The sequence below is a fragment of the Caballeronia sp. NCF2 genome (genome assembly GCF_023631205.1).
GTDB classification, from domain to species: Bacteria; Pseudomonadota; Gammaproteobacteria; order Burkholderiales; family Burkholderiaceae; genus Caballeronia; species Caballeronia zhejiangensis.
In genome coordinates this window covers 103,998-115,617 of the sequence record NZ_JALQDN010000045.1, presented here as the reverse complement: position 1 = coordinate 115,617, position 11,620 = coordinate 103,998, and the positions used below count along the sequence as shown (strand labels likewise).

Annotated in this window: 11 protein-coding genes; 9 read left to right on the top strand and 2 right to left on the bottom strand. The window is 65.1% G+C overall.

Features of this window, described 5'->3' with window-relative positions:
• The first annotated feature begins 20 nt into the window (after positions 1–20).
• Genes NCS02_RS15170 through NCS02_RS15140 form a run of 7 tightly spaced genes read left to right on the top strand, consistent with a single transcriptional unit; the run spans position 21 to position 7,164 of the window.
• Positions 21–779 carry an enoyl-CoA hydratase/isomerase family protein gene (locus NCS02_RS15170; RefSeq protein ID WP_250502740.1) on the top strand — a complete coding sequence of 253 codons (759 nt, stop codon included), beginning with the start codon at positions 21–23 and terminating at the stop codon, positions 777–779.
• Between the two features lie 12 nt (positions 780–791).
• A complete protein-coding gene (locus tag NCS02_RS15165) occupies positions 792–1,610 on the top strand; it encodes an aldo/keto reductase (RefSeq protein ID WP_008353940.1) in 819 nt (272 codons plus the stop codon).
• Positions 1,611–1,621: 11 nt separating this feature from the next.
• Complete coding sequence (locus NCS02_RS15160) at positions 1,622–2,086, top strand: MaoC family dehydratase (RefSeq protein ID WP_175982492.1); 465 nt, start codon at positions 1,622–1,624, stop codon at positions 2,084–2,086.
• Position 2,087: 1 nt separating this feature from the next.
• A complete protein-coding gene (locus NCS02_RS15155) occupies positions 2,088–3,611 on the top strand; it encodes an acyl CoA:acetate/3-ketoacid CoA transferase (protein ID WP_250435504.1) in 1,524 nt (507 codons plus the stop codon).
• A gap of 20 nt (positions 3,612–3,631) precedes the next feature.
• Positions 3,632–4,792, top strand: coding sequence for an acyl-CoA dehydrogenase family protein (locus tag NCS02_RS15150; RefSeq protein WP_008353943.1), 1,161 nt, complete (start codon positions 3,632–3,634; stop codon positions 4,790–4,792).
• A gap of 4 nt (positions 4,793–4,796) precedes the next feature.
• Complete coding sequence (locus tag NCS02_RS15145) at positions 4,797–6,392, top strand: acyl CoA:acetate/3-ketoacid CoA transferase (protein WP_250523222.1); 1,596 nt, start codon at positions 4,797–4,799, stop codon at positions 6,390–6,392.
• Positions 6,385–7,164, top strand: a complete 780-nt coding sequence (locus NCS02_RS15140) for an enoyl-CoA hydratase/isomerase family protein (RefSeq protein ID WP_250502738.1) — start codon at positions 6,385–6,387, stop codon at positions 7,162–7,164. Before NCS02_RS15145 ends, NCS02_RS15140 begins: the two co-directional genes overlap by 8 nt.
• A 3-nt stretch (positions 7,165–7,167) precedes the next feature.
• Here the strand turns inward: NCS02_RS15140 and NCS02_RS15135 are convergent, their stop codons facing one another.
• Together NCS02_RS15135 and NCS02_RS15130 are read right to left on the bottom strand one after the other, a co-directional pair.
• Positions 7,168–8,013, bottom strand: coding sequence for a sugar phosphate isomerase/epimerase family protein (locus NCS02_RS15135; protein ID WP_008353948.1), 846 nt, complete (start codon positions 8,011–8,013; stop codon positions 7,168–7,170).
• 391 nt (positions 8,014–8,404) lie between these two features.
• Positions 8,405–9,199, bottom strand: coding sequence for an IclR family transcriptional regulator (locus NCS02_RS15130; RefSeq protein WP_250502737.1), 795 nt, complete (start codon positions 9,197–9,199; stop codon positions 8,405–8,407).
• 156 nt (positions 9,200–9,355) lie between these two features.
• Here NCS02_RS15130 and NCS02_RS15125 point away from each other — a divergent pair, with 156 nt between their 5' ends.
• Positions 9,356–10,339, top strand: a complete 984-nt coding sequence (locus NCS02_RS15125; RefSeq protein ID WP_250440411.1) for a hydroxymethylglutaryl-CoA lyase — start codon at positions 9,356–9,358, stop codon at positions 10,337–10,339.
• Positions 10,336–11,610, top strand: a complete 1,275-nt coding sequence (locus NCS02_RS15120; RefSeq protein WP_175982495.1) for a CaiB/BaiF CoA transferase family protein — start codon at positions 10,336–10,338, stop codon at positions 11,608–11,610. The genes NCS02_RS15125 and NCS02_RS15120 overlap by 4 nt, the downstream gene beginning before the upstream one ends.
• Positions 11,611–11,620 lie beyond the last annotated feature (10 nt).

Here is an 11,620-nt window from a genome sequence, read left to right as displayed (position 1 = left end):
TGACGACCGAGGAACCATCGATGGGACACATTCTCTCGCGTCGCGAAGATGCCGTGCTCGTGCTGGAACTCAGCAATCCGGGCAAGGCCAACGCGCTCGACTTCGCGATGCTGGCCGCGCTCGACGAGCAGATCGCGCAAATCAATCGGGACGACGGCATTCGCGCCGTCGTGCTGCGCGGCACGCCGGGCGGCGTGTTTTCGTCCGGCGCCGACATCCGCGAATGGTCGGCGCTGAGTCCGGAGACATTCGCGACGCAATGGGTCGGCGAAGGCAACGCGGTGTTCCGGCGCTTCGAGCGGCTGCGCTGCCCGACCGTGGCCGTCATCGAAGGACTGTGCTTCGGCGGCGGCCTGGAACTCGCGCTGTGCTGCGATCTGCGGCTCGCTGGCACCGGCGCGCGCCTGCGCTTTCCGGAAGTTTCCATCGGCGCCATTCCCGGCTGGGAGGGCGGCGACCGCTTGCAGCGCATCGCGGGCCGCGGGCGCGCGCTCGAAGCGGTGCTGCTGTCGCAGGAGATCGATGCATCGACCGCGCTGCAGTGGGGCATCGTCAATGCGGTCTGCGCGCCGCAGGAAGTCGAAGCGCAGTTGCAGGAATGGACCGCGCGCCTGTGCCGCGTATCGCCGCGCGCCGCCGCGCTCGCCAAGGCGCTGATCGTCGATGACCACGACGATCCGCACGCAGCCTATACATCGGCCGCGCTCGCGGTCCGCTCCAGTCCCGACGCGGAGCTCGGCATCCGCGCCTTTTTCGCGAAGACGGCCGCCGTCTTCTGATGTCACGACGCCATGAACATACTTTTCCAACGCACGCATCAACGATCTTTCGGCACCTGGCCGCTCAACGGACAGCAACTGCGCGACGCGCTGACGGACGCGATCGAAACCGGCTATCGCGCGATCGATACCGCGCAGCTCTACGACAACGAACTCGGCGTCGGCTCGTCGCTGCGGGCGATCGGCATCCCGCGCGACGAGTTGTGCATCACGACCAAGATCGCGCCCGCCAACGATTCCGACGAACGTTTCATGCCGTCGCTGCGCGAAAGCCTCGAGAAGCTGAAGATCGAGCAGGCCGACGTCCTGCTGCTGCACTGGCCGCCCGCGGACGGCAACGTCGCGCCTTCCGTGCGGCGCCTCGAAGAAGCGGCGCGCGCGGGCCTGACGCGTCATATCGGCGTCAGCAACTTCAACGCCGCGATGATGCGCGCCGCGAAAGCCGCGACCGCGCTGCCGCTCGTCACCAATCAGGTCGAGTTCCATCCGCTCTTGAACCAGCGTGTGCTGATGGATACCGCCATCGAGACCGGCATTCCGCTTTCGTCGTACTGCTCGGTCGCGCGCGGCGAAATCTTCAACTATCCGCTTTTCGAGGAAATCGGTGCGCGCTACGGCAAGTCGGGTGCGCAGGTGGCGCTGCGCTGGATTCTCCAGAAAGGCGTCCCGATCAACACGATGTCGACGCAGCGCAGGAACATCGAGGCCAACTTCGACGTGATGGACTTCACGCTGTCGAGCATCGACATGCATCGCATCGACGCGCTGAACGACACCAATTACCGCATCGTCAATCGCGAACGGGTGCCGTATGCGCCCGAGTTCGACTGATAAGGAACCGCATGAGCCATCCCCTGCTCTTCGACGAGATCGAGCCCGGCCTCGGCTTCACGACGTCGGGCATCGTGGTCACCGAAAGCCATGTCGTGCAGTTCGCGGGCATCTCGGGCGATTTCTTCGATGTCCACATGGACGACGAATTCGCCCGCGATGTCGGCTTTCCCGGCCGCGTCGCGCACGGTCTGCTGTGCCTCGCCATGCTCGACGGCCTCAAGAACCGCGCGGCGACGCGCTTTGCCGCCGTCGCGACGCTCGAGTGGACGTATCGCTTTCACAAGCCGGTGCTGATCGGCGACCGCGTCCAGGGGCGCATCCGCGTGCTGGACAAGCGTCCGACGCGCCGCTCCGATCGCGGCATCGTGCGTTTGCAGGTCGAAGTGCACAACCAGGACGGCGTGCTGATCCAGGACGGAATCAACGTGCTGATGGTCCGCGCGGGCGCACGGACGGACAACGAGAACCGATGAAATGAAGCGTGCACACCTGACCGATGCGGATTTCATGGCGGCGGCGATCTTCGACGGCGCGGTCGTCGTATTGAGCGGCTCGGGCGGCGGACTCGTCGAACCCGATCACATCACGGAAGCCATCGAGCGCCGCTTTCTCGCGACGGGCCATCCGCGCGATCTCACGCTGATCCACGGCCTCGGCATCGGCGACGGCGTCAAGAGCGGCATCAGCCGCTTCGCGCACGAAGGCATGGTGAAGCGCGTGATCGGCGGCCACTGGACCTGGTCCAAGCCGATGCAGAAGCTCGCGCGCGAGGAACGCATCGAGGCCTACACCCTGCCCGCCGGCGTGATCCAGACGCTGATCCGCGAAGCCGGCGCGGGCCGCCACGGGCTCGTCACGCACATCGGCCTCGATACCTTCGCCGATCCGCGCCACGGCGGCGGGCGCGTCAACCTGCGCGCGCGGGACGATCTCGTCGAAGTCGTCACGCTGGGCGGCAAGGAACTGCTCTGGTACAAGCCCTTCGAAATCGACTTCGCGATCGTGCGCGGCACCACGGCGGACATGCAGGGCAATCTGACATCGCGCGAAGAGCCGGCCGATATCGACGCTTTCGCCGCCGCGCTCGCCGCGCACAACCGCGGCGGCCGCGTGTTCGCGCAGGTGCGCGACGTATGCGCCACGCCGATCACGCCGGCGCGCGCGGTCACCGTGCCGGGCGTTCTCGTCGACGATATCTGCGTGTACGCGGATCAGAAGCAGACGACCAGCGGGCACTACGATCCGGCCATCAGCGGCGAAGCGCCCGCGCCCGACACGCGCATGCCGCCGCCGCTGCCCGAGGGCATCCGCTACATCATCGCGAAACGCGCCGCGAAGGAGCTGGAACCCGGCGCGTGCGTCAACTTCGGTTACGGTTTGCCCGATGGCATTCCCGCGGTGGCGCATGCGGAAGGCGTGGACATCAGCTGGACCGTGATCGAGCAGGGATCGCACAACGGCGAACTGCTGGGCGGCGATCTGTTCGGCGCCACGCGCCATGCGAGCGCGATCCTCAAGTCCACCGATCAGTTCGACCTGTTCAGCGGCGGCGGCATCGATATCGCGTTCCTCGGCATGGGCGAACTCGACGCGCAAGGCAACGTCAACGTCTCGTGGCTGGGGGAGAACATCGTCGGGCCGGGCGGCTTCGTCGACATCACGCAGCGCACGCGCAAGGTCGTCTTTTGCGGCACGTTCGAGGCGAAGGGGCTTGAAGTCGAGCTGGAAGACGGGCAAGTGCGCATCCGGCGTCACGGCGCGGTCCCGAAGCTGGTCGAGCAAGTGCGTCACATCACGTTCAGCGGCAAGCGCGCCCGCGCGGACGGCCAACAAGTGCTTTACGTCACCGAGCGTGCCGTCTTCGAACTCGCGCCCGAAGGCTTGCGGCTGATCGAAATCGCGCCGGGCGTCGACCTCGTTCGCGACGTGCTCGAACGTATGCCCTTCGAAGTCTCGTTGCATCCGTCGCTGCGTGTCGCCGCGACCAGTGCTGACTAAAACTCGAATCGGAGAGATCGATGGACTTCACGCTGAGCGACACGCAGAAAATGATGATCGAGACCGCGCGCCGCTTCGTCCGGTCCGAGTTGCAGCCGCTCGAACAGCAAGTGGAAGAGGAAGGCGCGCTCGCGCCCGAGATCGCCCGCGACTTGCAGGCGCGGGCGCGTGCGCTGGGTCTTTATGCGGTGAACATGCCCGCCGAACTCGGCGGCGGCGGACTGAACACGGTCGATTCGATGCTATGCGAGGAGCAGTTCGGCCACAGCTCCGACATACTCGTGCGGCGCGCGTTCGGCAACGTCTACGACGCGCTGCTCGCCTGCGAAGGCGAACAGATCGACCGCTGGCTGAAACCGGCGATTGCCGGCGCGCGAACCTGCGGCCTCGCGATCACCGAAACGGGCGCGGGTTCGGACGCCCAGGGCATCGAAACCACGGCGCGCAAGACGTCGTTCGGCTGGGCGCTGAACGGCAGCAAGCACTTCATCAGCGATGCGCAATGGAGCGATTTCTTTCTCGTCTCGGCCCGCACCGGCGAGAAGGAAATCTCGCTCTTCGCGGTCGACAAGAATCTTCCGGGTTTCACTGTCGGCCGCGATCAACGGATGATGGGTCTTCGCGGCACGCCGCACCACGAACTCTTCTTCGACGACGTCCCGCTAGAGCCGATGGCCCTCATCGGACGACAGGGCGAAGGCTTCAAACTCGCGATGAACATGCTCGGCCGCGTGCGCCTCGCGTTGATCGGCGCGCGCGGCATCGGCAAGGCGACGCACGTGCTCGAAATGATGATCGAGTACGCCGGCGAACGGCGGCAGTTCGGCACGCGCATCGGCGATTTTCAAATGATCCAGCAACTCATCGCGGACAGCGTGATGGAGATCAACGCGGCGCGGCTGATGCTGCTCAACACCGCGAGCATGATGGACGCGGGACAGGACGCGCGCGACTGGATTTCAATGGTCAAGGTGCAGGCTTCCGAGACGCTTGGGCGCGTCGTCGATCGCGCGGTGCAGGTCTTCGGCGGCATGGGCTTCTGCAAGGAGCTGGCCATCGAACGCTATTACCGCGATGCGCGCGTCTATCGCATCTTCGACGGCACCTCGGAGATTCATCGCGGCATCATCGCCCGCAACGCGATGAAGCGCGGCGCAGCGCTGTTCGACCTTCATCGATAAAAACATGAGAAAGCTCATTACCGCGGACGCGGCGGCCAGGCTCGTGCGAACCGGCGATGTCGTCAGCATCAGCTCGTCCAGCGCGCTCGGCTGCCCCGACAAGATTCTCGCGGCCATCGGCGAGCGCTTCGAGCGCGAGGGACAGCCGCGCGACCTCACGACGCTGAACCCGATCGCCGCGGGCGACATGTACGGCGTCAAGGGCATCGATCATCTCGCCCGGCCCGGGCTGCTCGCGCGCACGCTCGCGGGCTCGTATCCGAGCGGCCCGTCGTCGCTGCCGATGCCGAACATCTGGCGCATGATCGCCGACAACGAAATCGAGGCCTACAACATTCCGAGCGGCATCCTGTTCGACATGCACCGCGACGCCGCCGCGAAGCGTCCCGGCGTGCTGACCAAGGTCGGAATGGGCACGTTCGTCGATCCCGATTTACAGGGCTGCGCGATGAACGCCGCCGCCGCCGCGCGTCCGGTCGTGCGCAAGGTGTCCTTCGATGGCGATGACTGGCTCTACTTCCCGGCGATCGCGCCGCGCGTGGCGATCATCCGCGCGACCACGGCCGACGAAGCGGGCAATCTCGGCTACGAACACGAAGGCGCGCTGCTGGGCGGCATCGATCAGGCGCTGGCCGCGCGCAACAACGGCGGCATCGTGATCGCGCAGGTCAAGCGCGTGGTGAAATCCGGCACGCTGCGGCCGCACGACGTGCGGGTGCCCTGCAATCTGGTCGATTACGTCGTGGTCGATCCGGACCAGTGGCAGACCACGCAGACGCCCTACGATCCCGCGATCAGCGGCGAAATCACGCTTCCGATGGATTCCTTCGAGCCGACGCCGTGGGGACCGGAGAAGGTCATCGCCCGCCGCGCCGCGATGGAGCTCGCGCATGGGTACGCGGCCAATCTGGGCTTCGGCATTTCGGCCAATGTCCCGCGCATCCTGCTCGAGGAAGGCTTGCACGGCGAAGTGACGTGGGCGATCGAACAGGGCGCGGTCGGCGGCATGCCTTTGCTCGGGTTCGCTTTCGGTTGCGCATCGAACGCGGACGCGATCGTCGCGTCGCCGAATCAGTTCACGTATTTTCAGGGCGGCGGCTTCGACATCGCACTGCTGTCCTTTCTGCAAGTCGACGCCGATGGCAGCGTGAATGTCTCCCGGCTCGCGTCGAAACCGTATCTGACGGCGGGCTGCGGCGGTTTCGTCGATATCACCGCTCATGCGCGCCGCATCGTGTTCTCGGGCTTTTTCACCGCGGGCGCGCAGCTGGAAGTCGGCGGCGGCAGGCTCGCGATCGTCAAGGAAGGCCGCACGCGCAAGTTCGTCCGGACGGCCGAGCAGATCACGTTCAGCGGCCGCGTGGGGCGCGAGCGCGGGCAGCGCGTGACCTACGTGACCGAACGCTGCGTCATCGATCTTCTCGATGACGGGCTGACCGTGCGCGAGATCGCTCCCGGCGTGGATTTGCAGCGCGACATGCTGGATCAGGCCGAGGTTGCGCTAAAGGTCGCCTCGGATCTGCGTCAGATGGATGCAGCGCTTTTCACCGATGCGCCCTTCGGACTCCGGCTCAAACCTCGCGAAGGACGCCATGACTGATCGCTTCGTTTCCATCGTTCGCGATGCGGCTGTCGCCATCGTCACGCTGAACCGGCCGGACAAGCTCAATGCGCTGACGCCCGCCATGCTGGATCAACTCGAAGATGCGGCCCGCGCGATCGAAGCCGACGATGAGACGCGCGTCGTCATCCTCGCGGGCGGCGGCGTGAAGGCGTTCTGCGTCGGCGCGGACATCAACGAATGGGCCGCGCTCAGGCCGCTGGACATGTGGCGCCACTGGGTGCGGCGAGGTCATCAGGTCTTCGACCAATGGGCGCGGCTGCGTCAGCCCGTGATCGCGGCGATCAACGGTCATGCCTTCGGCGGCGGGCTGGAACTGGCGATCACGGCCGACGTGCGTATCGCGGCCGAAGAGGCCCGTTTCGCGCTGCCGGAGGCATCGATTGCCACTTGCCCCGGCTGGTCGGGCACGCAGCGGCTCGTGCGTCTGACCGGCGCGAGCCACGCAAAATACCTCGCCTTGAGCGGCGCGCGCGTGACGGCCGCGGACGCGCGGGCGTGCGGCCTTGTGCACGAGGTCGTGCCGCAGGACCGCGTGCTGGAACGTGCGCATCGACTGGCGCTGGACATGACGGCGCGCGCGCCGGTGGCGCTGCAACTGACCAAACAGTTGCTCAACGCCGCCAGCGGCGAGGAAACCTGCTCGACTCTCGAAGCGATGGCGGGCGCGCTCGCCGCGAGCACCGAGGATGCCGCGGAGGGCATCCGCAGTTTTAGCGAGAAGCGGCCGCCGATTTACGTCGGACGTTGATGCTCAACAGCACTCGAACAGGCGCTCGCGGCAGATCCGCAACGTCTCGTCGGCCGGGCGCGCCCACCAGTCGAGCCGGGAAAAAATCTCCACTTCGACGGGACCGTCGTAACCGGCGGCTTCCACCGCCGCGCGCAGCCGCTTGAGATCGATGACGCCATCGCCCATCATTCCGCGGTCCTGCAACGGATCGCGGGTTTCGACCAGCCAGTCGCATACGTGCAGCGCGAGGATGCGGTCGCCCGCGCGCGCGATGGCGGGCATCAGCGCCGGATCCCACCAGACATGGTAAGCGTCGATGGCCACGCCGAAGCCTCCCTCGCGCGACGGGTCGAGCCGGTCGCACCAGTCCAGCGCCTGGTCGAGCGTATTGAGCAGGCTGCGATCGGCCGCGTACACCGGATGCAAGGGCTCGAGCGCGACGCGCACGCCTGTTTCGTTCATCGTCGGCTGCAAGGCGGCGAGACCGTCGAGAATCTGCTCGCGTGCATCGTCGATATCGCGCGAACCGGGCGGCAATCCGCCGACGACGGCGACGAGCATCGGCGCGCCCAGCACGGCTGCCGTTTCCAGTGCGCGGCGGTTGGAGTCGATCGCGGCGCGACGGCCCGCGGCGTCGTTGGCCGCGAAATACGCCGTGCGGCAATACGCGCCGACCTTCAGGCCGGCCGCGCGGATCGCACTGGCGGCTGCTTGCGGATTGTTCTCGTCGATTTCCTGACGCCACGGCGTGATCCAGCCGAAGCCCTGTTCGGCGATGCGTCCGGCCGTGACTTCGATCGGCTCGCGATAGCCGAGCGTGCCCGTGTTGATGCAGCAGAGATCGCCGCGCCCGTTAAGTTCACGCATGGTTCACCTCAGAAACGTTGGATCATCGGGCCGCCGTCGACGCAGCCATCGTGCGGATCACGCGGGCCACGTTTGCCCGCGAGGCCGAGCGCGGCGGCCGCGTCGGGGTCGCGTTATCGGCGAGCAGATTGTTCGTGCATCGACCTGGGCGGGGCGGTCAGGGCACGCTCGGCCTGGTCAAAAGACTCTAAGGCAAGTAGATCGATCTAGCAAGTGCTATGCGGCCGCGTTACGTTCAGCGGCATCGGATCGTGCGCGGTGAAACGCTGATCTGCGAATTTCGCGCGACGCGCGCGCTGTGTGTCAAACAAGCCGATGGAAAGCTGAAAGCCGTCGAGATTCCCGACTTCATCCGTGCGGCGTGTGCGTGAAAGCATGTGACTGCCGTCCTTCAGGCAGAGCGCTCGCTTTCATCGGCGGCTGGCGGCGCTTTCACGAAGCTCGCGATGCTCGCGTCATATCTCGATCCGTTTCCGCCCAGTGCGACGGTCGCTCGCCGCGCGCTATCGAGCAACATCGCCAATGCTGCATCGATAACCGCCGGAGCATCGAAACGGCCCTTTGGTCCTGAAAGCGTCAACGCGCCCTGCAACTCGCCGGTCGAATCGAACACGGGCACCGAGGCCGATGCCGTTTCCGGATCCCTCTCGCCAAACGAGGTGGCCCATAGCCGTTCGCGGATCTCTTGCCAGCGCGGATCCTGTGTCTCCGAGAACGCGAGCAGGACTTTGCCGGAGGCGCCCTTATCGATCGCGAACTCCTCTCCGACGCGAATCGATACCCGAACGCTGCGGCTAGGTTCGACGCGATACAACACGAGACGTTGATCGCCCTGGCGTACGTAGAAACTGGCCGTTTCGCCCAAGTCCCGGCTCAACTGCTGAAGCAACGGTTCGATCACAGGCCCCACCTGAAACGACCGCTGATAGAGCGTCGCAAGCCGCAACGGCTGATGACCGATTGCGTATTGCCCGTCGCTCAACTTCCGGATGAATCCGCCATGCTCCAAAGCGCCGAGCAGTCTCAAAACCGTACTCTTATAAAGCTCGGTCCGGCGTGAAAGCTCGGTCAGGGTCAGCCGGTCGTCGGTCGGCCCGAAGGCATTGAGTATGGCGAACGCCCGGTCAAGAACGGCGACGCCGCTCGACGCCTCGTTCGTATCGGACGGCTGGTCTTCCTTGGTCATGCACCGCTCCCGAATCAAATTCCACGACTATACAGTTCTATCCGGTAGAACTCTAGTTCTGAAATCCGGGGTTAACCCCGCTTTCAGTGATAGACATCTTCGCCTAAAGTTCTCTCTAACAAAACACAGGTCTATCTGACAGAACCAAGGAGCGAAATGAGCGCCTCACATCGCCGAATACTGATCAGCGAAGTCGGCCCGCGCGACGGCTTGCAGAGCATCCGAAGCGTCATGCCGACGTCCGCGAAACTCGAATGGATATCCGCGCTGGCGGCAGCGGGACTCAAGGAGATCGAAGTGGGATCGTTCGTTCCGCCGAAACTTCTGCCCCAAATGGCCGATATCCGCGAAGTCGTCGCTCACGCGTTATCCATTCCGGACCTTCGTGTCGCTGTACTGGCGCCGAACCTGCGCGGCTCGCAAAGCGCGTTCGAAGCCGGCGTCCATAAAGTCACGTTGCCGGTGTCCGTCACCGATGAACACGCGTTGGCTAATGTCCGCAAAACGACCGCGCAGTTGATCGATGAGGTGCGCAGCATTGTCGCGCTGCGCGATGAGCAGTTCCCCGGAACAGAAATCGAAGCGGGTGTATCGGTCGCATTCGGCTGCACGATCGCGGGCACCGTGACCGACGACCAGACGATGCGCATGTGCCTCGCGATGGCCGAATGCGGTGTCGACGAAATCGGCCTGTCCGATACGAGCGGTTATGCCAACCCCGTTCAGGTTCGCCGCCTGTTTCGCCGGCTGCAATCGGAAGTCGGCGCGAAGGCGGGCGGCGCTCATTTCCACAACACGCGCGGTCAAGGCCTGGCGAATGTCGTGGCGGCACTCGATGCCGGCGTCACCACGATCGATTCGAGTCAGGCGGGCCTCGGCGGCTGTCCCTACGCGCCGGGCGCGACGGGGAACATCGTTACCGAAGACCTCGCGTTTCTGCTCGAGGCGATGGGCTACGACACGGGCATAGACATCGACAAGCTCATTGCCGCGCGCTCGATCCTCGCACAGGCGCTTCCGGGCGAAGCGCTCTACGGACACGTACAGGACGCGGGATTGCCGAAAGGTTTCTCGTACGCAGACGGGCGCGCGCCGAGTGCGCCCCAGCCGGAAGGCTGTTTGTTGGGAGCGGCGCAATGAGCGAAGTGCAATCGGATCAGTCCTTGCCGTACAGCGGCGTGCGCGTCGTAGAGATGACGCACATGGTGATGGGGCCGACGTGCGGCATGGTGCTGGCGGACCTCGGCGCGGAAGTGATCAAGGTCGAGCCGATCACCGGCGACAGCACCCGCAATCTGCGAGGCTCGGGAGCAGGCTTCTTCAGCACGTTCAACCGCAACAAGAAAAGCATCGCCGTCGATCTGAAAGACCCGCGCGGTGTGGAGATCGTGCACAAGCTGCTTGCGAACGCCGATGTCTTCAGCGAGAACTTCAAGAGCGGCACCGTGGACAAGCTCGGCCTCGGCTATTCGGCCTTGTCCAGACTCAATCCTCGTCTGATCTATGTGTCGCACAAGGGCTTCCTGCCCGGTCCCTACGACCATCGCACCGCGCTCGACGAAGTCGTGCAGATGATGGGCGGTCTCGCGTACATGACCGGTCCCGAAGGCAGACCCTTGCGGGCAGGCACGAGCGTCAACGACATCATGGGCGGCATGTTCGGCGCGATCGGCGCAATGGCGGCGCTGGCACAACGCGAGCGGACCGGCCGCGGACAAGAGGTGCAGAGCGCCCTGTTCGAGAACAACGTGTTTCTCGTGGCGCAGCACATGATGCAATACGCCGTGACGGGACAAACCGCCGCGCCGATGCCAAGCCGCATTTCGGCCTGGGCAGTCTATGACGTCTTTTCGGTGAAGAACGGCGATCAGATCTTCCTGGCGGTCGTCTCCGATACGCAATGGGCGCTCTTCTGCGATGCCTTCGGCCTCGACGATCTGAAGGCCGACGCGCGTATCGCCAGCAACAATCAGCGCGTGCAAGCCCGCGAATGGCTGATGCCGCGGCTTCGCGCCCACATGGAAGCGTTCACTGCTGCCGAGATCGGCGCCATCTTCGAGCGCTGCGGGCTGCCGTACGCGCCGATCACGAAGCCGCAGGATCTTTTCGACGATCCGCATCTGCTCGCAACGGACGGACTTGCCGATGTCACCCTGCCATCCGACGCAAGCGGCGCGGGCAAAGCAGTACAGACGAAGACCGCATTGCTGCCTTTGACCCTTGGCGGCGAGCGTCTGCGGCTTCGCGCAGGTCCACCTTCGCTGGGTCAGGACACGCAGGCGCTGCTTCTGGAGCTGGGTTACTCATCGGAAGACCTGAGGCAGTTGGCGGACGCCGGCATCGTGAAGTGCCAGGCGGCCTTTTCCCACGATCCTTCCAGTCCCTCCGCCAACGAACTGGCGAGCGCCTGAGCACAACAGC

Bases quoted from the DNA above. Each gene is read 5' to 3' on its own strand.
- NCS02_RS15155 (WP_250435504.1), top strand. From the start codon at position 2,088: ATGAAGCGTGCACACCTGACCGATGCGGATTTCATGGCGGCGGCGATC.
- NCS02_RS15130 (WP_250502737.1), bottom strand. From the start codon at position 9,199: ATGACCAAGGAAGACCAGCCGTCCGATACGAACGAGGCGTCGAGCGGC.
- NCS02_RS15165 (WP_008353940.1), top strand. From the start codon at position 792: ATGAACATACTTTTCCAACGCACGCATCAACGATCTTTCGGCACCTGG.
- NCS02_RS15170 (WP_250502740.1), top strand. From the start codon at position 21: ATGGGACACATTCTCTCGCGTCGCGAAGATGCCGTGCTCGTGCTGGAA.
- NCS02_RS15120 (WP_175982495.1), top strand. From the start codon at position 10,336: ATGAGCGAAGTGCAATCGGATCAGTCCTTGCCGTACAGCGGCGTGCGC.
- NCS02_RS15140 (WP_250502738.1), top strand. From the start codon at position 6,385: ATGACTGATCGCTTCGTTTCCATCGTTCGCGATGCGGCTGTCGCCATC.
- NCS02_RS15125 (WP_250440411.1), top strand. From the start codon at position 9,356: ATGAGCGCCTCACATCGCCGAATACTGATCAGCGAAGTCGGCCCGCGC.
- NCS02_RS15135 (WP_008353948.1), bottom strand. From the start codon at position 8,013: ATGCGTGAACTTAACGGGCGCGGCGATCTCTGCTGCATCAACACGGGC.
- NCS02_RS15145 (WP_250523222.1), top strand. From the start codon at position 4,797: ATGAGAAAGCTCATTACCGCGGACGCGGCGGCCAGGCTCGTGCGAACC.
- NCS02_RS15150 (WP_008353943.1), top strand. From the start codon at position 3,632: ATGGACTTCACGCTGAGCGACACGCAGAAAATGATGATCGAGACCGCG.
- NCS02_RS15160 (WP_175982492.1), top strand. From the start codon at position 1,622: ATGAGCCATCCCCTGCTCTTCGACGAGATCGAGCCCGGCCTCGGCTTC.